This is a genomic window from Mesorhizobium sp. CA8, assembly GCF_020164955.1.
GTDB lineage: Bacteria > Pseudomonadota > Alphaproteobacteria > Rhizobiales > Rhizobiaceae > Mesorhizobium.
Genome location: NZ_JAIUHG010000024.1, coordinates 41869 through 61019 on the forward strand (window position 1 = coordinate 41869; position 19151 = coordinate 61019).

At 64.9% G+C, this 19151-nt stretch carries 22 protein-coding genes and 1 tRNA gene; 9 read left to right on the forward strand and 14 right to left on the reverse strand.

The window, feature by feature from the left end; all coding sequences use genetic code 11:
- Positions 1-85 precede the first annotated feature (85 nt).
- The 3 genes from LB553_RS23140 to LB553_RS23150 all read right to left on the reverse strand — a co-directional run bounded on the left by LB553_RS23140 (position 86) and on the right by LB553_RS23150 (position 3919).
- On the reverse strand, positions 86-1168 hold the full coding sequence (locus tag LB553_RS23140; RefSeq protein ID WP_224516613.1) for an ABC transporter ATP-binding protein: 1083 nt from the start codon (positions 1166-1168) through the stop codon (positions 86-88).
- The gene (locus LB553_RS23145; RefSeq protein ID WP_224516614.1) at positions 1165-2739 is read right to left on the reverse strand and encodes an ABC transporter permease; all 1575 of its coding nucleotides are present in this window, start codon (positions 2737-2739) and stop codon (positions 1165-1167) included. Before LB553_RS23145 ends, LB553_RS23140 begins: the two co-directional genes overlap by 4 nt.
- Positions 2740-2914: 175 nt before the next feature.
- A complete protein-coding gene (locus LB553_RS23150; protein ID WP_224516615.1) occupies positions 2915-3919 on the reverse strand; it encodes an iron ABC transporter substrate-binding protein in 1005 nt (334 codons plus the stop codon).
- Here LB553_RS23150 and LB553_RS23155 point away from each other — a divergent pair.
- The 4 genes from LB553_RS23155 (at position 3918) to LB553_RS23170 (ending at position 7431) form a co-directional block, all read left to right on the forward strand.
- Positions 3918-4085, forward strand: coding sequence for a hypothetical protein (locus LB553_RS23155; RefSeq protein ID WP_224516616.1), 168 nt, complete (start codon positions 3918-3920; stop codon positions 4083-4085). The genes LB553_RS23150 and LB553_RS23155 overlap by 2 nt on opposite strands.
- A gap of 40 nt (positions 4086-4125) precedes the next feature.
- Positions 4126-4668, forward strand: coding sequence for a sigma-70 family RNA polymerase sigma factor (locus LB553_RS23160; RefSeq protein WP_224516617.1), 543 nt, complete (start codon positions 4126-4128; stop codon positions 4666-4668).
- Entirely contained in the window at positions 4665-5303 is a 639-nt protein-coding gene (locus LB553_RS23165; protein WP_224516618.1) for an NrsF family protein, read from the forward strand. Before LB553_RS23160 ends, LB553_RS23165 begins: the two co-directional genes overlap by 4 nt.
- A 226-nt stretch (positions 5304-5529) precedes the next feature.
- Positions 5530-7431: a PAS domain S-box protein gene (locus LB553_RS23170; protein ID WP_224516619.1), complete on the forward strand. Its 1902-nt coding sequence runs from the start codon at positions 5530-5532 to the stop codon at positions 7429-7431.
- 29 nt (positions 7432-7460) lie between these two features.
- Here the strand turns inward: LB553_RS23170 and LB553_RS23175 are convergent, their stop codons facing one another.
- The 7 genes from LB553_RS23175 to LB553_RS23205 all read right to left on the reverse strand — a co-directional run bounded on the left by LB553_RS23175 (position 7461) and on the right by LB553_RS23205 (position 12916).
- Complete coding sequence (locus LB553_RS23175; RefSeq protein ID WP_224516620.1) at positions 7461-8339, reverse strand: 3-hydroxybutyryl-CoA dehydrogenase; 879 nt, start codon at positions 8337-8339, stop codon at positions 7461-7463.
- Between the two features lie 199 nt (positions 8340-8538).
- Positions 8539-9468 (reverse strand): electron transfer flavoprotein subunit alpha/FixB family protein, encoded by a 930-nt coding sequence (locus LB553_RS23180; protein WP_224516621.1) that lies wholly within the window; start codon positions 9466-9468, stop codon positions 8539-8541.
- A gap of 25 nt (positions 9469-9493) precedes the next feature.
- Positions 9494-10243 (reverse strand): electron transfer flavoprotein subunit beta/FixA family protein, encoded by a 750-nt coding sequence (locus LB553_RS23185; RefSeq protein WP_224516622.1) that lies wholly within the window; start codon positions 10241-10243, stop codon positions 9494-9496.
- 162 nt (positions 10244-10405) lie between these two features.
- Positions 10406-11209 (reverse strand): rhomboid family intramembrane serine protease, encoded by an 804-nt coding sequence (locus tag LB553_RS23190; RefSeq protein ID WP_224516623.1) that lies wholly within the window; start codon positions 11207-11209, stop codon positions 10406-10408.
- A 21-nt stretch (positions 11210-11230) separates the two neighbouring features.
- Positions 11231-11812 carry a cob(I)yrinic acid a,c-diamide adenosyltransferase gene (locus LB553_RS23195; protein WP_224516624.1) on the reverse strand — a complete coding sequence of 194 codons (582 nt, stop codon included), beginning with the start codon at positions 11810-11812 and terminating at the stop codon, positions 11231-11233.
- Positions 11813-11832: 20 nt separating this feature from the next.
- Complete coding sequence (locus tag LB553_RS23200; protein ID WP_224516625.1) at positions 11833-12024, reverse strand: twin transmembrane helix small protein; 192 nt, start codon at positions 12022-12024, stop codon at positions 11833-11835.
- A gap of 25 nt (positions 12025-12049) precedes the next feature.
- A complete protein-coding gene (locus LB553_RS23205) occupies positions 12050-12916 on the reverse strand; it encodes an SDR family oxidoreductase (protein ID WP_224516626.1) in 867 nt (288 codons plus the stop codon).
- Between the two features lie 58 nt (positions 12917-12974).
- Here LB553_RS23205 and LB553_RS23210 point away from each other — a divergent pair, with 58 nt between their 5' ends.
- On the forward strand, positions 12975-13826 hold the full coding sequence (locus tag LB553_RS23210) for a YihY/virulence factor BrkB family protein (protein ID WP_095767497.1): 852 nt from the start codon (positions 12975-12977) through the stop codon (positions 13824-13826).
- Here the strand turns inward: LB553_RS23210 and LB553_RS23215 are convergent.
- Positions 13796-14698 (reverse strand): DMT family transporter, encoded by a 903-nt coding sequence (locus LB553_RS23215; protein ID WP_224516627.1) that lies wholly within the window; start codon positions 14696-14698, stop codon positions 13796-13798. The genes LB553_RS23210 and LB553_RS23215 overlap by 31 nt on opposite strands.
- Positions 14699-14725: 27 nt before the next feature.
- On the opposite strand from LB553_RS23215, the gene LB553_RS23220 reads away from it, so the two are divergent.
- Entirely contained in the window at positions 14726-15136 is a 411-nt protein-coding gene (locus LB553_RS23220; RefSeq protein WP_224516628.1) for a hypothetical protein, read from the forward strand.
- Between the two features lie 4 nt (positions 15137-15140).
- On the opposite strand, the gene gluQRS is transcribed toward LB553_RS23220, so the two are convergent.
- The gene (gene gluQRS, locus LB553_RS23225; protein ID WP_224516629.1) at positions 15141-16010 is read right to left on the reverse strand and encodes a tRNA glutamyl-Q(34) synthetase GluQRS; all 870 of its coding nucleotides are present in this window, start codon (positions 16008-16010) and stop codon (positions 15141-15143) included.
- Positions 16011-16101: 91 nt separating this feature from the next.
- Between gluQRS and LB553_RS23230 the strand changes: the two genes are divergently transcribed.
- Both LB553_RS23230 and LB553_RS23235 read left to right on the forward strand, forming a co-directional pair.
- Entirely contained in the window at positions 16102-16761 is a 660-nt protein-coding gene (locus LB553_RS23230; protein ID WP_224516630.1) for a DNA-3-methyladenine glycosylase family protein, read from the forward strand.
- A gap of 111 nt (positions 16762-16872) precedes the next feature.
- Positions 16873-17430, forward strand: a complete 558-nt coding sequence (locus LB553_RS23235; RefSeq protein WP_027167440.1) for an HNH endonuclease — start codon at positions 16873-16875, stop codon at positions 17428-17430.
- Positions 17431-17586: 156 nt separating this feature from the next.
- Here the strand turns inward: LB553_RS23235 and LB553_RS23240 are convergent, their stop codons facing one another.
- Both LB553_RS23240 and LB553_RS23245 read right to left on the reverse strand, forming a co-directional pair.
- Positions 17587-18105 (reverse strand): disulfide bond formation protein B, encoded by a 519-nt coding sequence (locus tag LB553_RS23240; protein ID WP_224516631.1) that lies wholly within the window; start codon positions 18103-18105, stop codon positions 17587-17589.
- Positions 18106-18128: 23 nt separating this feature from the next.
- On the reverse strand, positions 18129-18719 hold the full coding sequence (locus LB553_RS23245; protein WP_224516632.1) for a YqaA family protein: 591 nt from the start codon (positions 18717-18719) through the stop codon (positions 18129-18131).
- A 337-nt stretch (positions 18720-19056) separates the two neighbouring features.
- Here LB553_RS23245 and LB553_RS23250 point away from each other — a divergent pair.
- Positions 19057-19141: transfer RNA gene (locus tag LB553_RS23250), tRNA-Leu, on the forward strand.
- Positions 19142-19151 lie beyond the last annotated feature (10 nt).

Here is a 19151-nt window from a genome sequence, read left to right on the forward strand (position 1 = left end):
ACTCCAAGTACGCTCCGCTCCGGTTCTCGGAACCCGCCGTTTTCGGCTCGGCCTGACCTGAATCCCGACACGCCTCAACCCGGACCTAAGCAAAGACATGCGCCTTGCCGGTAACGGTGAGGCGCACGATCTCGCCGACCGCTGGCGCGTCCATGCCTGTCTTGCGCAGGATGAGCGGGGTGTTGCCGATGGCGGCCGCATCGGGCGGATCGGGGCTGTTGAGCAGCCGCACCGCGACGGTGCAGACCGAGCCGGCGAACTCGCAGTCCGTCACTTCGCCGAACAGCATGTCCGGTGTGCCCGACATGCCCTCGCGCGAGGTCCGCTTGAGAAGGATTTGCTCGGGCCGCAGCATAATGCGCGCGACATCGCGTCGTTCCTTTGTGTCGACCGCGATGCGGCCGAGCGGCGACATGGCGAAGCCGTCGGCGATTTTCGCCGGCAGGATAATGGCGTCGCCGAGGAACTCGGCGACCATCCTGTCCCTGGGCTGGAAATAGAGCTCGCGCGGCGTGCCGACCTGCGAGAACAGGCCGTCACGCATCACCGCCACCTGGCTGGCGAAGGACAGCGCCTCGGCCTGGTCATGGGTGACCAGGATGGTGGTGATGCCCGCCTCTTCCAGAAGCTCGGCCACCGCCTTGCGCATGGAGGCGCGAAGCCCCGTATCGAGGGCCGAGAACGGCTCGTCGAGCAGCATTAGCCTCGGCTTCATCGCCATGGCCCGGGCAAGCGCGACGCGCTGCTGCTGGCCGCCGGACAGCTCGTGCGGCCGGCGCTTGAGGACCGCCTTGTCCAATCCGACGATGTAGGCGAGCTCGACGATGCGCTCGTTGCGCCTGTCTTCGCTACGGGCCATGCCGAAACCGATATTGTCGGCGATGCTGAGATGCGGGAAGAGGGCGCCGTCCTGGGCGACCACGCCGATGCCGCGGCGATGCGCCGGCACGGCGGCGCCGCCATTGGCCAGCACCTTGCCGTCGAGCGTGATGCGACCGCGGTCCGGCGCCTCGAAGCCGGCGATCAGCCTGAGCAAGGTGGTCTTGCCGCAGCCAGACGGCCCGACGATCGCGGTGCGGCTGCCGCTTTCGACAGCCAAGTCGACGCCGGCGAGCGCCGTTACCGGGCCGTAGCTTTTCGCGACGCCGCTGAGTTCGAGAAAGCTCATCGTCCGGCCATCCGCTTCGACTGGATGTAGAGCCACCAGGTCATCGGTAGCGACATCGCCACCATGATCAGCGCGTAAGGGGCGGCGGAGGCGTAGTCGATCTCGCCGCTATAGGACCAGAAAGCCATCGCCAGCGTGCGGGTGCCGTTGGGAGCCAGCATCTGGGTGGCGGTGAGCTCGTTGGTGATGCCGAGCGCCACCATGGCCATGCCGGCCGCGGCGCCCGGCGCCGACAGGCGGACGGTCGTCGACCACAGCGCCTTGACCGGCGAGCGGCCGAGGCTGGAAGCGGCGCGCTCCAGCTCCACCGGCGCCTGCGCGATCGAGGCGCGCAGGCTGACCAGCGCGCGCGGCAGGAACATCAGCGCATAACCGAACAGGATGGTGAACAGGGTCTGGTAGAGAGGCAGCGCGACGCGCACGGTGATTGTCACCAGCGCCAGCGCGGTGACCACGCCCGGCAGCGCGCCGACGATATAGTTGCAGCTCTCGAGCAGGCGCTGCAGCGGCCCTGGCGCGCGGATCGAGATCCAGGCCATCGGCATGGCGGCGAGCGTTGCAAGCACCGCGCCGGCAATGGCGAGGAACAGCGTCTGGCCGAGCGCCAGGCTGATCTCGTCCCAACGCCAGACTTCCGTGCCGCCGGCGAGCAGCCAGCGGCTTACGGTGACGAAGGGCACGCCGAGCGACAGCAGCGCGACGCCGGCCGGCAAAAGCAGGCATGGCAGGGTGGCGCGGCCGAGGCGAGCACGCTGCTGCTTGCGCGCGGCGCCGGAGCCGACGCGGGCGTAGCGCTCCTCGCCCCGTATCATCACCTCAAGGGCGAGCAGGAAAAGGCAGCAGACCACCAGCACGGCGGCCAGCATGTTGGCGGCCGGACCGTTGAAGGTCGACTGGAACTGGTCGACGATCGCGGTGGTGAACGTGTCGAAACGGATGAAGACATAGAGGCCGTATTCGGCCAAGAGATGCAGGCCGACCAGCAGCGAGCCGCCGCAGATGGCGAGCCTCAGCTGCGGCAGCACGACACGCGCAAAAACCCGCCACGGGCCAAGGCCAAGCGCCGCGGCCGCATCTTCCAGCGCCGGATCGAGCCGGCGCAGCGCGGCGGCGATCGGCAGATAGAGGAACGGGAAATAGGCGATCACGGAAACCAGCACGCCGGCCCAGAGCCCGTGCAGGCCCGGAACCAAGCTGATCCAGGCATAGGAGTGCACGAAAGCGGGGATGGCGAGCGGCGCGACCGACAGCCAGGACCACCAGCGGTTGCCCGGCAGGTCGCTGCGCTCCGTCAGCCAGGCCAGCGCCACCGAGAGCACGATGGCGATCGGCACCGTGACGAGGACGAGGAGCACGGTGTTGACCAGCAATTCGCCGACGCGCGCGCGGAAGATCAGCGCCGCCACGGTGTCCCAGCCGGTCTGGATCGCGACCCAGACGATGAAGGCGAGCGGCAGCAGCGCAACGAGCGAGATGAGAGCCGCTGCGAGCGTGATCCATGACGTGGGCCGACGCTCCTTCATCCGGGCCGCAGGCAATCTTGCCGGCGTCATGTCGATCGTCGACTGCATCAGGCAGGCCGCTGGGTCGCCTCCGCCTGCCGGCGGAAGCGGTGCGATGTGCCACTCAGGCGGGTCGAAGCGCAGTCGACTGTCATCGACGAGGCGATCTCCAAACAAAAACGCTCCCGCGGAAGGCGAATTGCCGCGGGAGCACGGTCGTTCGCCCTTTTAGGACGAACGCGAACTAAAGCAAGCCGGCTTGCGTCATCAGCTCGATGACCTTCTTGGAATTCAATCTCGCCGGATCGACTTTCGGCGCCTGCAGATCGGCCAGCGGCACCAGCTTCGGGTTGGACTGGGCATCCTTGCCGACGGCATATTCATAGGACGTTCCGGTCTTCAGCACGTCCTGGCCGCCCTTGCCGGTCACCCACTTCAGGAACGCCTGGGCTTCCTTCGGGTGCTTGCTCGACGCCAGCACGCCGCCGCCGGAGATCGACACGAAGGCGCCCGGATCCTGGTTCTTGAAATAATGCAAGGCGACATTCCGGCTGTTTTCGCCGGTCTTGGCCTGATCACCGAAATAATAATAGTGATAGATCACGCCGCCATCGATCTCGCCGGCATTGACGGCCTTCATCACCGTTGAGTTGCCCTTGTAGGCGGTGAAGTTCTCCTTCATCGCCTTCAGCCAATCGGCGGTGGCGGCTTCGCCCTTGAGCTCGAGCAGCGCGCTGACGATGGCCTGGAAGTCGGCGCCGGACGGCGAGGCGGCCCAGCGGCCCTTCCAGCTCGGGTCGGCGAGATCGAGCAGCGACTTGGGCAGTTGGTCTGCCTTCAGCTTGTCCTTGTTGTAGGCAAAGACGGTGCTGCGGGCGGCGACGCCGACCCATTTGCCAGTCGACGGCTGGTATTCCTGCGGGACCTGGGCGAGGGTCTCGGCATCGACCGGCGCGAACAGGCCCGCCGCCTCGACCAGCGCCATGGCCGGTGAGTTCTCAGTCAGGAAGACGTCGGCCGGCGAGGCCGCGCCCTCGGCGACGATCTGGTTGGAGAAGTCGCTGTCGCCGCCATTGCGCAGCGTCACCTTGATGCCGGTTTCCTTGGTGAATCCCTTCGCCCATTCCTTGGCCAGGCTCTCATGCTGGGCATTGTAGACGATGATGCCTTGATCCTCGGCTATGGCTGGGCCGGCGATCAGGCCGAGCGCCAGGGCGGCGCCGGCAAGCGTGGAAAGGGCAATTTTCATGGGTATCGTCCTTAAAACTGGAAACCGGGTTTCAGGTTACGGCCGCTCTTATCAATACCTGATTGTCTTAGTCAACATTGTGGCCCTGCTTCAATCGGTCGCCGCGCCGCAAACTTTCGTGATTTTGCGGCAGTTTGGCTTGGACATTATTTGGCCGGCCACGTAACAAACCAGGGCCGAGACGCGAACATTGGGGGTAAACTCTTGTGACCGGCAAGGACGAGGCCGAGCTTTCCCGGCTGCTCAGGGCCGCGATCGCGGGAGACGAAAGGGCTTATGCCGACTTTCTGCACCGCATCGCCGCCCTCGTTCGAGGTTTTGTTCGGCGCAAGATCGTTCAGGGCGGGGTCGATCCCGAGGATATCGTGCAGGAAACCTTGCTGGCCATTCATGTCAAACGCCACACCTGGCGGCCTAACGCGCCGGTGCTGCCCTGGGTCTATGCGATCGCCCGCTTCAAGCTGATCGACGCGTTCCGCCGGCGCGGGCGGCGCATCGAGGTTGAGATCGACGAGATCGCCGAAACCTTCGCCGAGCCGGAGACGGAAACGGTGAGCGAGCGCGACATCAACCGGGCGCTCGATGGGCTGCCGCCGGCGCAACGCTCCGTGGTCTCGTCAATCTCGGTCGACGGGCAGTCGATCGGCGAGACGGCGGCGAAGCTTGGCATCAGCGAGACGGCGGTGCGCGTGTCGTTGCATCGCGGCCTCGCCGCGATCGCCAAACGGTTTGGACGAACAGCGACATGAGGACAGAGGATCTCATCAAGGCGCTCGACGCCGATGCCCGCGACAAGGCAATGCCGCTCGGCAAGGCCTGGTGGCTGGCGGTCGGCGTGGCCGTGGTGATCGCGGGGGCGGTCTTCTTTGCGACCATCGGGCCGCGTCCCGACATCATGTCGGCCATGCACACGATGCGCTTCATGTCGAAATTCGTATTCACGCTGGTGCTCGCGGCCAGCGCCTTCGCGCTGATCCGCGCGCTGTCAGTGCCGGGCGCTTCGACCGGGCGGGCGATGGCCTGGATGATCGCCGCGCCGCTTCTGGTGGTGCTGGCGGTGGTTCTGGAGCTCTTCGTCGTGCCCGAGGCCGATTGGGGCAAGCGGCTTATCGGCTCGAACATGATGATCTGCATGAGCTTCATCCCGCTGATCGGCATCGGTCCGCTGGCTATCTTCCTCGGCATGCTGCGCTATGGCGCTCCGACGCGGCCGGTGTTGGCGGGCGCGGTGGCCGGCCTGCTCGCGGGCGGGCTCGCGGCAACCTTTTATGCCGCGCATTGCTTCGACGATTCGCCGCTCTTCGTCGCCACCTGGTATACGATCGCGATCGCCTTCCTGACGCTGCTCGGCGCGCTTGGTGGGCGGTTTTTCGTCCGCTGGTAGGATTTTACACACCGATCATTCGGTACAGTTTTGACACAATACCTTAATCATACCGGCAATTGTTCGCCGGTTATCGGAGCGGCCGCTGCCGCTCACGCAACCATTCCTTAAAATCGATCCGCCAGGGTGTGGCAACGCGCAGTCGCGCATTGGGTGGGATCGCATTGTGGCGTGGTGGTTGAGTTGGAAAGGTCGGCGGGCCGGCAAGCGCGCTGTGCCCGTCTTGATGACAGCAGGACTCGTTGCCCTGACTGCATCGATCCTGTTGCCGGCGCTGGAACTCGGCCCGGACGCGTTGAAGGTCTGCCTGCAGATATCCGTTGCCGTCGCGGCCGTCACGCTGTTTGTCTCGGCGCTGTTCATCCGCAAGATCATCGACGACCGCCGGCAGATTGCCGAGAGCGAGCAACGCTTCCGCAGGGCCATGGAGGATTCGGCGATCGGCGTCGCCATTGTCGGCCTCGATGGCCGCATCCTTCAGGCCAACCCCGCCTTCGCCGACATGCTGGGATACACCCGCGTGGAAATCGAGGCGCTGACCTTCTTCCAGATCACGCATCCCGACGATCTGCAGATCGGCCGCGAGACGATGACGAGCCTGAAGGAAGGCAAGATCCATTCCTTCCATTTCCAGAAGCGCTATCTGCGCAAGGACGGCACCCCGGTCTGGGCACAGCTTGCCGGCTCGGTCATCCATGAAGAGGAGACAGGTCGTCCGCTCTATCTGGTGTCGCAGATCGAGGACATCGATGCGCGCAAGCAGGCCGAGGCGCGCATCGCCGAGGCCGAGACCAGGTGGAACTTCGCGCTCACCAGCACCGGACAGGGTATCTGGAGCCTCGATATGCGCAAGGGCGGCACCACCTATTCCGAAACCTGGGTGAAGATGCTGGGCTATGCCGATGGCGAGCTCGACGGCGACCCCGATCGCTGGCTGACCATGATCCATCCCGACGACCGCGAAGTTGTCGCCGAGGCGGATCGCGCGCACCTTGCCGGCGAGACGCCCTTCTTCGAGGCCGAGTTCCGGATGCGGCACAAGGACGGGCACTGGGTCTGGATCCTCGACCGCGGCAAGGCGATCGAGCGCGACGGCGAGGGCCGGCTGATCCGGGCCATCGGCAGCCTGACCGATATCACCGAGCGCAAGGAGACGGAGGCGCGGCTGATGGTTTCGGCGGCGCTGCTGGCCGACGAGAAAGAGCGCCTCAGAGTGACGCTGCACTCGATCGGCGACGCTGTGATCTGCACCGACGCCGCCAACCGCATCACCTTCATGAACCCGATCGCGGAAAAGCTCACCGGTGTCGAGGTCGGCGAGGGTATGGGCAAGGTGCTCGGCCATGTTTATTGGGCGGTCGACGAGGAAAGCGGGCACAGAATCGGGCTGACGCGTCCTTCGGCGGGCGAACGCCCGCACTGCGACCAGAACACGCGCGCTGTCCTGGTCCGGCGCGACGACACCCGATGCAGCATCCGCCAGGTGGTGTCGCCGATCATGAACGACCGCGAGGAGTTCTGCGGCCTCGTCATCGTCTTCCAGGATTTCAGCGACGCGCGCGCCCTGCAGCGCCAACTGGCCTATGCCGCCGCTCATGACGCGCTGACCGGGCTCGCCAACCGTTCGAGCTTCATGCGCACTATGGAAGATCTGGTCGACCAGTGCCGCCTCAATGGCGGTGAGCATCAGTTCATGTTCGTCGATCTCGATCACTTCAAGGCGGTCAACGACACCGGCGGCCATGCTGCGGGCGATGCGCTGCTCAAGCGCGTGGCCGACACGTTGCGCAACGTGCTCGGTGCGGAAGACATCGTCGCCAGGCTCGGCGGCGATGAATTCGCCGTCATCCTCAAATCGGGCGCCGCGGAGCGCGGGCCGATCGCGGCGCGCTCGATCATCGACGCCATCCGTAACCTCAACTTCAGCTGGGACGGGCGCCTGCATTCGATCGGCGCCAGCATCGGCCTCGCGCCGATCCGCGCCGGCTGCGGCGAGGTGGACGAGATCATCGCCCGCGCCGACGCCGCCTGCTACGCCGCCAAGGCCGCCGGCCGCGGCTGCGTTTCCGCCGCGCCCGACGAAGCTTTGAAAGATTTGGCGCCACTGCCGCTCGCCGCGGCGTCCTGAGCCGCGTCGAAGGGTTCAGCCGCGGAAGATCAGCGCGTCGGCACCGGATGGTCGCCGCGATAATCGTAGAAGCCGCGACCGGTCTTGCGGCCGAGCCAGCCGGCTTCGACATATTTCACCAGCAGCGGGCAGGGGCGGTATTTCGAGTCCGACAGGCCCTCATGCAGCACCTGCATGATCGACAGGCAGGTATCGAGCCCGATGAAGTCGGCGAGCTGCAGCGGTCCCATCGGATGGTTGGCGCCGAGCCGCATGGCGGTGTCGATGGCGTCGACCGTGCCGACGCCTTCGTAGAGCGTGTAGATCGCCTCGTTGATCATCGGCAAAAGGATGCGGTTGACGATGAAGGCAGGGAAATCCTCCGAGACGGTGATGGTCTTGTCGAGGTGCTTCACATAGGTCTTGGCGGCCTCGAAGGTCTGGTCCTCGGTGGCGATGCCGCGCACCAGCTCGACCAGCTTCATCACCGGCACCGGGTTCATGAAGTGGATGCCGATGAAGCGCTCGGGACGGTCGGTCTGGGCGGCAAGCCGGGTGATCGAGATCGACGAGGTGTTGGTCGCTAGAATCGCTTCCGGATTGAGCTGCGGGCAGAGCTGCGCGTAGATCTTGCGCTTCACCGTCTCGTCCTCTGTCGCCGCTTCGATCACGAGGTCGGCGGCGGCGAGGTCGGCCATGGCCGGAGCGGCGGAGATGCGCGCCATCGCTTCGTTGCGCGCCTTCTCCTCGAGCTTGCCGGAGCCGACCTGGCGGGCCATGTTGCCGCTTATGGTGGCGATGCCCTTCTCGATCCGGTCAGGCGATATGTCGTGGATCAGGACCTTGTAGCCGCCCAGCGCCGAGACATGGGCGATACCGCCACCCATCTGACCCGCGCCGACAATGCCGATCGTCTCGATCTTGCTCATGACCCCGATCCCGTCCGGAGCAGTTCCGCTTCCTTGAAGCAGGAACGCTCCTGTGTGTTTGTTTCTCGCAATCCCGGCCGCAACCCGCCGGAATGGCTCAGACCTTTTGCGGCCTGCTTTTTGTGCAGTGCAAACTAAAAGGGCGGGGCGACTTCGTCTACCCCACCCTTCGGATTTTAATATGCCAGAACCGGCGACGTCAAAGCGCCTTTTGCAGCTCCGGCAGGATGACGAAGAGATCGCCGACCAGACCGTAGTCGGCAACCTGGAAGATCGGCGCTTCCTCGTCCTTGTTGATGGCGACGATGACCTTTGAATCCTTCATGCCGGCGAGATGCTGGATCGCGCCGGAGATGCCGACCGCGATGTAGAGGTCTGGCGCCACCACCTTGCCGGTCTGGCCGACCTGCCAGTCGTTCGGCGCGTAGCCGGCGTCGACCGCGGCGCGAGAGGCGCCGACCGCGGCGCCGAGCTTGTCGGCGACCGGCAGGATGACTTCCTGGAACTTCTCCGAGGAGCCGAGCGCGCGGCCGCCCGAGATGATGATCTTGGCCGAAGTCAGCTCCGGACGGTCGTTCTCGGAAAGCTTGTTCTCGACGAAAGACGACAGGCCGGGGTTGGCGGCGGCGCCGACCGTCTCGACCGGGGCGGAACCACCTTCCGGCGCTGCCGAGAACGATGCGGTTCGTACGGTGATGACCTTTTTGGCGTCGGTCGCCTGCACGGTCTGGATGGCATTGCCGGCATAGATCGGCCGCTTGAAGGTATCCGGCGAGATGACCTCGATGATCTCGGACACCTGGGCGACGTCGAGGAGTGCCGCCACGCGCGGAGCGACATTCTTGCCAGACGAAGTGGCCGGCGCGACGATCGCGTCATAGGAGCCGGCGAGCGAGACGACCAGCGCCGCTGTCGGCTCGGCGAGGCGCTCCGAAAGCTCGTCGGCCTCGGCGAGCAGCACCTTGCGCACGCCCTTCAGCTTGGCGGCGGCATCAGCCGCGCCCTTGGCGCCCTTGCCGGCCACCAGCACGTCGACATCGGAGCCGATCTGGAGGGCCGCCGACAGCGCCTTGGCGGTCTGGTCGGAAAGACTTGCATTGTCATGTTCGGCGATGAGGAGAATTGCCATTTTTCTTTGTCCTTTCCCGATCGCTTTACAGCACGCCGGCTTCGTTCTTCAGCTTCTCGACTAGCTCGGCCACCGACTTCACCTTGACGCCTGCCTTGCGGCCGCCCGGCTCCTCGGTCTTGATCACCTTGAGGCGCGGCTTGACGTCGGCGCCGTAGTCGGCCGGGCTCTTCTCGTCGAGCGGCTTCTTCTTGGCCTTCATGATGTTGGGCAGCGAGGCATAGCGCGGCTGGTTGAGGCGAAGGTCGGCGGTGACGATCGCCGGCATCTTCAGCTCGACGGTCTGCAGGCCGCCGTCGACTTCGCGCGTCACCTTGGCATGATCGCCGGCGAGCTCAACCTTGGAGGCGAAGGTGCCTTGCGCCCAGCCAAGCAGCGCCGCCAGCATCTGGCCCGTCTGGTTCGAATCGTCGTCGATCGCCTGCTTGCCGAGGATGACCAGGCCAGGCTTCTCGGCCTCGACCACGCCCTTCAGCACCTTGGCGACGCCGAGCGGCTCGGTCTGCTCGTCGGTCTTGACCAGGATTGCGCGGTCGGCGCCCATGGCGAGCGCGGTGCGCAGCGTCTCCTGCGCCTGCTGCGGGCCAACCGAGACGACGATGATCTCTTCCGCCTTGCCGGCTTCCTTGATGCGGATCGCTTCTTCAACCGCGATCTCGTCGAACGGGTTCATCGCCATCTTGACGTTGGCAAGCTCGACGCCCAGTCCGTCCGCCTTCACCCGGACTTTGACGTTCGCATCCACAACCCGCTTCACGGGCACAAGGATCTTCATTTTCCTGTCACCTCTCCTGAGATAGTCGGGGCGCTATAGCAGCGTGCGCCCTGTCAGAGTTGTCGAAAGCCGACATTACGGGCGGAATATCCGCCCAGCGGTGCCGTTTCCGTAGTGGCGGCAAACCGGCGCGTCAATATCCCACGGCGCACCCAAATCGGTTCAATCCCGGGGCGTCGCTGCTCCACGGCCCCATTGCGAGGCCGGCTGCGCCGGATCGCTGGCGGCCGGCTCGACGGGGACAGGCGGCTGCTGGATGTTGGGCGTCGGATCAGGCTCGCCGTCGGCGCCGGCCAGCAGCGGCACGCCCCGGCTGCGCAGCACCAGCACCAGGATCGATCCGGCGATGATGCCGCCGATATGGCAGGCCCAGGAGATCTGGTCCTCGCCGGCCGCGGCGAACATCACGATCTGGAACAGGATCCACAGGATCAGCGGAATGAAGGCCGGGATGCGCAATGGAATGCGGGCAAAGGCCAGCACCCAGACCTTTACCCGGGGATAGAGGATCAGATAGGCGGCGACGACGCCGGCAATCGCCCCCGAGGCGCCGATCAGCGGCACCTGCGAATCCCAGGCCACCAGCCCCTGGAAGAAGGCGCCCGCGACGGCGCACGCCAGATAGAAGATCAGGTAGCGTATGTGGCCGAGCGCATCCTCGACATTGTCGCCGAACACCCAAAGGAACAGCATGTTGCCGCCGAGATGGAAGATGTCGGCATGCAGGAACGAGTAGGTGAGGTAGCTGAGGCTCTCGGGGATGACCACGAATTCGGGCGACAGCTCGACCTTGTCGTGAACCACCGACGGAATGAAGCCCAGGCCGAGAACCGCGGCATTGGTGAAGTTCTCACCGCCAAGCGTGGTCGCCAGATAGACCAGCACATTCGCCACGATCAGGCCGATGGTGACATATTGCAGGCGGATATGGCGCAGCCTGTTGGTGTCGTAGAGCGGGATGAACATCGGACCCTCCCGCCTCTGGATTCAGCGGTTCTTGCCGGGAACCCATAGCACGTCGGCCTTTCCATTGTCATTGACCGCACGGGCGGCGACGAACAGGAAATCCGAGACGCGGTTGATGTATTTGAGCGCCTCGCGGTTGACATGCTCGGCCGGATCCTGCGCCAGCGCCACCATCAGGCGCTCGGCGCGGCGCGCCACGGTGCGGGCAAGATGGAGCGCGGCTGCGGCAGGCGTGCCGCCGTTCAGCACGAAGGATTTCAGCGGCTGCAGCTCCTTGTTGAGCGCGTCGATATCCTGCTCGACGCGGTCGGTCTGGGCCGCGACGATGCGCAGCGGCTCATATTCCAGGGGCTTGCCGTCGTCCGGCACGGCAAGGTCGGCGCCCAGATCGAACAGATCGTTCTGGATGCGCGACAGCATGGCGTCGATCGCGGGATGTTCCGCGGCGGTGTGGATGCGGGCCATGCCGATGCAGGCATTGGCCTCGTCGACGGTGCCGTAGGCGTCGACGCGCAGGTCGGATTTCAGCCGCCGCTCGCCGGTGCCGAGCCCCGTCGTGCCGTCGTCGCCGGTGCGGGTGTAGATCTTGTTGAGCTTGACCACGCCGTCCTCTTTAAGATCCTCTATTTGCGTGTGAAATAGACCACCAGCAACAGCAGCGCCAAGGCCACGGCCTGCAGCATGATGCGCGCCTGCATCAGCCTGTTCGATGTGATGCCGGAGCCGCCGCGCATCATGTTGATCAGGCCGCGGACCAGCACGATCACCACGGCGGCCATCGCGACGATGGCAAGGATTTTCAAGGCGATGAGCATCTGGCTCGCTCCGGTTCAGGTTCGGTCAGGCGCGCCTGGCGAGCACGCGATAGAGCAGGGATGCCGGCAGGATGCGTTTCAGCGCCGCGCCGATCCGGGCCGGCACCGTTACCACATAATGCGGGCGCGGGCGCTGTGACAGAAGCGCGTGGCGGAGCGCCTTGTGGACGACCTCAGGCCCGGGCTTCAGCTTCGACACGCTGCCGCCGGCCTGAAGCCGTGCAAGCTGCGCCTGATAATCGGCGCGGTGGACGGAATTTTCGATGTCGATGTTTTTCAGGAACCAGGTGAGGCCGTTGCTGGCGATCTTCGACGTCACCGGCCCCGGTTCGATCAGGGATAGGTGGATGCCGCTGCCTTCGAGCTCCTGGCGCATGCAGAGCATCAGGCCTTCGACGGCGTGCTTGGAGGCCGAATAGGCGCCCCTGAAGCGGACAGGGGCCAGCCCGAGAATCGAGGAGCAGTGGACGAGCCGGCCGTGCCCCTGGCGGCGCATGACCGGCACGATCCGCCGGGTGAGATCGTGCCAGCCGAAGAAATTGGCCTCGAACTGCTCGCGAAGCACTGCGACCGACAGGTCCTCGACGGCGCCGGGCTGGGCGTAGGCGCCGTTGTTGAAGAGCGCGTCAAGCGTGCCGCCGGTGCGCTCCAGCACCGCATCGACCAACGCCGCGATGGATTGGGGTTCCCGGTAGTCGAGGTAGAAAGCCTCCAGGCCGTCGGTCTCGAGGGCTGCGATGTCGGCCGGCTTGCGCGCCGTGGCAAAGACCCGCCAGCCTTCCGCTTTCAAAGCTCGCGCGCAATAGGCGCCGATGCCGGAGGAGGCGCCGGTGACGATGACGGTGCGCAACTCTTCGGCGGCGGGGCGCATTGTGGGACCTGGGGTTGCCATTTGCCGCAATCACTTCCCATATTCGCGGCGTTGACACAATCGAGCGGAGCGCGGGCCCTTGCTGCGGAATATCGTCGCCCTCAAGCGCGTGCTCTACGATGCGATAGGCCACTTCAACACTGATGACGGCTGGGCGATGGCCAGCCATCTGGCGATCACCTCGCTGATGGCGCTGTTTCCGTTCCTGATCTTCGCCACCACGCTTGCTAGCTTCCTCGGCGCGCGCGCCTTCGCCGACACGGCCGTGCATCTGGTCTTCGACACATGGCCGGAGCAGATCGCCAAGCCGATCGCGCATGAGGTGCTGAACGTGCTCACGGTGCGCCGCACCGACCTTCTGACCTATGGCGTGCTGCTTGCGGCCTATTTCGCTTCCAACGGCATCGAAGCCCTGCGCACGTCGCTCAACCGCGCCTATCGGGTCACCGAGACGCGCGGCATCATCCACCGCCGGGTGCAAAGCATCATCTTCGTCCTGATCGCCACCGCCTGCTTTCTCGCCATCAGCGTGCTTCTTGTGTTCGCGCCGCTGCTCGCGCGGCTGGCGGAAGCGCATCTGGAATGGATCAAGCCCTATATGGGCACGATCACCATCTGGCGTTACGTGATCGCCTCGACGGTCATCGTCATCGGGCTGTTCTCGGTGCATATCTGGCTGCCCGCCGGCAAGCGCCGCTTCGTCTCGATCATACCCGGCATCGTCTTCACGCTGGTCGCCTGGCTGGTCGGGTCGACGATCTTTGCCACCTATCTCGACCATTTCTCGTCCTATGTGACGACCTATGCCGGGCTCGCCTCGATCATGATCGCGGTCGTCTTCCTCTACATCATCTCGGCGATCTTCATCCTCGGCGGCGAACTCAACGCCGCGATCAGCCGCTATCTTGAGGCGCGCGCCCGCGTCGGCTGAGTCCCATTGGATCGCGCGGTCGCCAAGGCGACGCCAAGCGTGGCGATCGCCATGCCGGCGATCTGCAGCAGGTTGAGCTGCTCATTGAAAAGCACCCAGGCGATGACCGCGGTTACGGCCGGGACCAGGTAGAACAGCGAGGCAACCTTCGACATCTCGCCGTCCCTGATCATCACCATCAGCAGGAATATGGCGCCGACTGACAGCACCAGGACCAGCCAGGCCATGGCGAAGATCAGCTCGCCATTGACGGTGAGGGCGCGCGTCTCGAAGGCGAGCGAGCCCAGGATCATCACGACGGAGCCGCCGACATATTGCCACATCGTCGCCGACACCAGATCGCCGCCGGAGGCATAACGCTTCTGCCAGATGGTGCCGGCGCTCATGCCGAGCACCGAGACGAGCGAGGCGGTCAGCGTCGCCGTCGTGACGCCGCCGCCCAGCATGCCGAGCTTCGGCCAGAGCACGATGATGACGCCAAGCAGGCCGACGGCAAGGCCGGCCCAATGGCGCGGCAGGATCGCTTCGCCCAGGAATTTTCCGGCGAGCACGGCGGTGATCAGCGGCTGCAGGCCGACGATCAGCGCCGAAAACCCGGCCGGCATGCCCCTGTGGATAGCCCAGAAGACGGCGCCGAGATAGACGCCGTGCATGAGGACGCCGGCCACCGTCGCGTGCAGCGCCTCATCGCGCGTTGCCTTGCGCGAGCCGAGCAGAATGGTGAGGCCGGCAAACAGGATCGCCGCGATCGCGAAGCGGATGGCAAGGAAGGTGAAGGGTTCTGCCCAGGGCATGGCGTAGCGCGCGCCGATGAAGCCTGTCGCCCACAGAACGACGAAGGAGGCGGGAATGAACCGCTTGATGCTCTGCATGGGGGGAAGCTGCCGGGTGAACGGTTGATGACGGCAATTGCTCTAATGCCGATCAATCCCGCAAGCAAAACGAAACGGTTGATCCATAAGCTAAATCGAATTCAACAAACCGTGCCAACAGGGGCATGGCGCATCGCCGCGCCATGGTGGGGCATGTTTTTGCATCTGGACACGACCTGGCTGTTGGCCTTCGCGATCATCGCCGCCTTCGGCTTCTTCTTCGGCACGGCGCTCGACGCAATCATGAGGGAGAGCGGCTTCGGCCCGACCGGCAACACGCTGCTGTTCATCTTCGGCTTTTTCGTTGCGGTTGCGGTCGCCAACAAACAAGGCATCAGCCTGAGCGATCTGAAGCTGGCGGTTGCCTGCGGGCTCGGCGGCGCCTTTGTCTTCATCAGCGTGCTGGCGCTGATCAAGGCCGGGATGGCGCGCCTCTAGCCAGCTAAAAGCCGATCGATCTTCTGACGTCCTGCGGCGGCATGCCCGCCGCCCGGAGGGAGGCAAGGCCTGTGTCCTTGAAGCTCTTGGACAGTTTCCTGCCGTACGGGCCGAGGATCAGGCGGTGGTGGAAATAGCGTGGCTGCGGCAGGCCAAGCAGTTGCTGCAACAGGCGCTGCACGCTTGTCGCCGAATAAAGATCCTGGCCGCGCACGACATGGCTGACACTCTGCAGAGCGTCGTCGACGACGACGGCGAGATGGTAGCTGGTCGGGATGTCGCGGCGGGCGACGATGACGTCGCCCCAGGCCCGCGGTTGCGCTTCGATCGCTCGCGTCGCCGACATCGTCTCGTCGGTGAACTCCACCCATGACAGGCCGGCCGTGACGCGCGCCATCGCCGCCTCGACATCGAGCCGCCAGGCGAAGGGCATGTTGTCCGCAATGCGCCGCTTGCGCTCCCTGGCCGAAAGGGCCTTGTCGAGCGGGGGGTAGAGCGGCACGCCGTCCGGATCGCGGGGCCAGTCGCGGCCGCCCGTCTCGGCGATGAAGGCGCGGATCTCGCCCCGGCTCATGAAGGCCGGATAGACGAGTTCCTCGGCGATCAGCCGCTCGAGCACGTCGCGGTATTCGGCGAAATGCTCGGACTGGCGACGCACCGGCAGTTCCCAACGCAACCCCAGCCATTCCAGATCGCGAAAAATGCCGGCCTCGAATTCGGGCGTGCAGCGCAGGACATCAATATCCTCGATGCGCAGCAGCAGGCGCCCGCCGGCCTGCGCCGCCATGCGCTGGTTGAGCAAGGCCGAGTAGGCATGGCCGAGATGCAATTCGCCATTGGGGCTCGGCGCGAAGCGGAATGTCAGGAGTGTCATCTCTCGGGCGGTATTCGGGTTGAAAGGCGCTTCCGTCGGTTGCTAGTTAGCCATCAATTGCCACTTCGCGGGCGCCCTGGGAACAAGCAACGTGCAACGCATCGCCTCGCTCGACGACATTGCGGCAGGGCTCGACGCGCTCTGCCGGATCGATCCGCGGCTGGCGACCGTGCGCGGCCGGGCGGGCGAAGTGCCGCTCCGGCTCTCGGAACCTGGCTTTCAAAGCCTGACCTCGATCATCGTTTCGCAGCAAGTTTCCCGCGCCAGCGCCGACGCCATTTTCGGGCGACTGGTGAAGCTCGTAGACCCGCTGACGCCGCAAGCAATCCTTGCCGCCGGCGAGGGCGTATTTCGCGAGGCCGGGCTGTCGCGGCCGAAACAGCGCGGGCTGCTCGCCGTCGCCGAAGCGGTGGCCGGCGGGCTCGATCTCGATCACCTGTGCACGCTTGACGCCGGCGACGCGATCGCGGCGATGACGGCCGTGCCCGGCATCGGTCCATGGACGGCCGAATGCTACCTTTTGTTTGCCGCCGGCCACCCGGATGTGTTTCCCGCGCGCGACGTCGCGCTGCAGACGGCGGTCGGTCATGCGCTGGGCATCGACCCGCGTCCGCCGGAAAAAATGCTTATCCGGCTGGCCGAATCATGGAGCCCGTGGCGGGGTGTCGCGTCGCGGCTTTTCTGGGCCTATTACCGGGAATTGAAGGGCAGGGACGCGGCGCCCTCCGCCGAAATGACCGAAAAAGCCTGAAAATCATGCGGTTTTGGCGATTTCGACGCGCGACAATCCGCTTCACATCCCTGTCATGTCAGGCTTACAGTATCCGCGCCGTTCGGTTCTAGAAGCAAGGAGGCGAAGGACGTGACGGTTGCCGTGTCTCCGGATGGGCTTCCCGCGCTGGTGCTGAATGCGGACTACCGCCCGCTCAGCTATTACCCCCTGTCGCTCTGGTCGTGGCAGGATGCCATCAAGGCTGTCTTCCTCGACCGGGTCAACATTGTCGCCGAATACGAGCACGCCGTCTCCTCGCCGACCTTCTCGATGAAGCTGCCGAGCGTAGTCAGCCTGAAAGCCTATGTGAAGCCGTCCAGGCATCCCGCCTTCACCCGCTTCAACGTCTTCCTGCGCGACCGCTTCCAGTGCCAATATTGCGGAACGCCCGAGGATCTGACGTTCGACCATGTCATCCCGCGCCATCGCGGCGGGGCGACGACCTGGGAGAATGTCGTCGCCGCCTGCTCGCCCTGCAATCTTCGCAAGGGCGGTATGATGCCGGCCCAGGCCAAGATGTGGCCGCTGCAGAAGCCCTATCAGCCGACGGTGCACGACCTGCACAACAACGGCCGCCTGTTCCCGCCCAACCATCTGCATGAAAGCTGGATGGATTATCTCTACTGGGATGTCGAACTCGAACCTTGAGATCGTTCGAGAATTCGTCAGGCTGGCCGTATGGAGCGATTGTCTGCGCTTCCGATGCTCACGGACCTGAATGTCCGCTGCGCTTCGGTTCTCGACAATCACTCCATACGGCCAGCCTGACGAATTCTTTGAACGATCTCGCGTCGTTTGCGTGGCTCAGTCGCGAGACAACGCGCTGCGGAAGGCGACGGCGGCGAGGATGAGGCTGGCGATGGCGTTCCAGCCGGCGAGCGACAGGCCGAGGATGCGAAGCGCCGCCTTGTCGCAGGAGGGCGGCACGAATTTGTCGAGCGCGTCGAGCACGCCCTTGCCGCCGGTGTCGACCGGGCCGGCGCCGGCGGTGCAGTCAGCCGGACCTTGCCACCATGCCCATTCGACGCCCGAATGATAGACGCCGAGATAGAGGCCGTAGAGCATCAGCAGGCCGCCGATCGCGAGCAGCCCGCGCGTCACCCAGGCCGGCGCACGCAGCATCGAGGCGATCGCCGCCAGCAGCATCAGCGGCGCGCCGATATAGTAGGGCGTGCGTTGCTCGAGGCAGAGATGGCAGGGGATGTAGCCGCCGATATATTGGAAGGCGAGCGCAGAGCCGACCGTCGCGGCCATGGCGACGGCGAGAAAGAGCGCCGCGCGCGTGCGCTGGCGTCCGGTGTCGGCATTCATAGTCGCGGTCATCTATCGGGTCCGTTGCTGCGTCGCTATCCGTGGGCGTATCTGACGAGGATATAGAGCAAAATCAGGGCGGCGGCGCCGGCGCCGACAATCAATCCCAAGCGCTTTTCGATGAATTCCCTGATCGGTTCGCCGTAGCGGCGCAGCAACCAGGCAAGCAGCAGGAAACGGGCGCCGCGCGCCACGATCGCCAGTCCGATGAAGAGCAGGAGATTGACGCCGATGACGCCGGACAGGATCGTCACCACCTTGATCGGCGGCAGATGGGCCGCGCCCGAGGTGACCAGCATCAGGATGATGAAGCCGACGCCGGACGAGGTGCGCAACTGCTCGAACTCGTCATATTTGCCGTAGAATTCGAGCACCGGCTTGGCGACCGCCTCATAGGCATAGTGGCCGATGAACCATCCGGCGACGCCGCCCAGGACCGAAGCGACGGTGGCGATCAATGCATAACGATAGGCCCGCTCGGGTTTGGACAGCGCCATCGGCAGGAAGAGCACGTCGGCCGGCACGAGGAAGACCGAGCTTTCGACGAAGGCGATGAAGGCCAGCCACCATTCGGCCGATTTCCTCGCCGCCAGCGACAGGGTCCAGTCGTAAAGTCCGCGAAGCATCGGCTCTCCTAATGCGGTTGACGCAATTGCAGACGGAAAACCGCTGCGCACTTTTCCTGGAATCACCTAATTCATGTCACCCCAAACGGCGCAGCGGTTTTCGGCCACCGGCATGCACGAAACAAGGACCCAAAGCGCCGCAGCCGCCATTATCGACCGGGCACCTTAAAACATTCGCCTCTCTAAAAAGATTTCTCGCGGCGCACAATGTCCGGCGGTCCTCACAAGACCGCCGGATGCGGGTTGACCGAAGCGGCGCCGGCAAATCCGCAACAGGCCAGTTGACGAAAGGCCGTCCAACCGTATAGTCCGCGCCCATCCAGGCCGCCCGGCCTGAGCCCCTATGGCGGAATTGGTAGACGCGCTCGACTCAAAATCGAGTTCCGCAAGGAGTGCTGGTTCGATCCCGGCTAGGGGCACCATTTGGTTGAT

Excerpts from the sequence above, each read along its gene's own strand:
- LB553_RS23140 (WP_224516613.1), bottom strand. The coding sequence starts at position 1,168 with ATGAGCTTTCTCGAACTCAGCGGCGTCGCGAAAAGCTACGGCCCGGTA.
- LB553_RS23145 (WP_224516614.1), bottom strand. The coding sequence starts at position 2,739 with ATGCAGTCGACGATCGACATGACGCCGGCAAGATTGCCTGCGGCCCGG.
- LB553_RS23155 (WP_224516616.1), top strand. The coding sequence starts at position 3,918 with ATGGGTATCGTCCTTAAAACTGGAAACCGGGTTTCAGGTTACGGCCGC.
- LB553_RS23150 (WP_224516615.1), bottom strand. The coding sequence starts at position 3,919 with ATGAAAATTGCCCTTTCCACGCTTGCCGGCGCCGCCCTGGCGCTCGGC.
- LB553_RS23165 (WP_224516618.1), top strand. The coding sequence starts at position 4,665 with ATGAGGACAGAGGATCTCATCAAGGCGCTCGACGCCGATGCCCGCGAC.
- LB553_RS23170 (WP_224516619.1), top strand. The coding sequence starts at position 5,530 with ATGACAGCAGGACTCGTTGCCCTGACTGCATCGATCCTGTTGCCGGCG.
- LB553_RS23175 (WP_224516620.1), bottom strand. The coding sequence starts at position 8,339 with ATGAGCAAGATCGAGACGATCGGCATTGTCGGCGCGGGTCAGATGGGT.
- LB553_RS23180 (WP_224516621.1), bottom strand. The coding sequence starts at position 9,468 with ATGGCAATTCTCCTCATCGCCGAACATGACAATGCAAGTCTTTCCGAC.
- LB553_RS23185 (WP_224516622.1), bottom strand. The coding sequence starts at position 10,243 with ATGAAGATCCTTGTGCCCGTGAAGCGGGTTGTGGATGCGAACGTCAAA.
- LB553_RS23190 (WP_224516623.1), bottom strand. The coding sequence starts at position 11,209 with ATGTTCATCCCGCTCTACGACACCAACAGGCTGCGCCATATCCGCCTG.
- LB553_RS23200 (WP_224516625.1), bottom strand. The coding sequence starts at position 12,024 with ATGCTCATCGCCTTGAAAATCCTTGCCATCGTCGCGATGGCCGCCGTG.
- LB553_RS23205 (WP_224516626.1), bottom strand. The coding sequence starts at position 12,916 with ATGGCAACCCCAGGTCCCACAATGCGCCCCGCCGCCGAAGAGTTGCGC.
- LB553_RS23215 (WP_224516627.1), bottom strand. The coding sequence starts at position 14,698 with ATGCAGAGCATCAAGCGGTTCATTCCCGCCTCCTTCGTCGTTCTGTGG.
- LB553_RS23220 (WP_224516628.1), top strand. The coding sequence starts at position 14,726 with ATGACGGCAATTGCTCTAATGCCGATCAATCCCGCAAGCAAAACGAAA.
- gluQRS (WP_224516629.1), bottom strand. The coding sequence starts at position 16,010 with ATGACACTCCTGACATTCCGCTTCGCGCCGAGCCCCAATGGCGAATTG.
- LB553_RS23240 (WP_224516631.1), bottom strand. The coding sequence starts at position 18,105 with ATGACCGCGACTATGAATGCCGACACCGGACGCCAGCGCACGCGCGCG.
- LB553_RS23245 (WP_224516632.1), bottom strand. The coding sequence starts at position 18,719 with ATGCTTCGCGGACTTTACGACTGGACCCTGTCGCTGGCGGCGAGGAAA.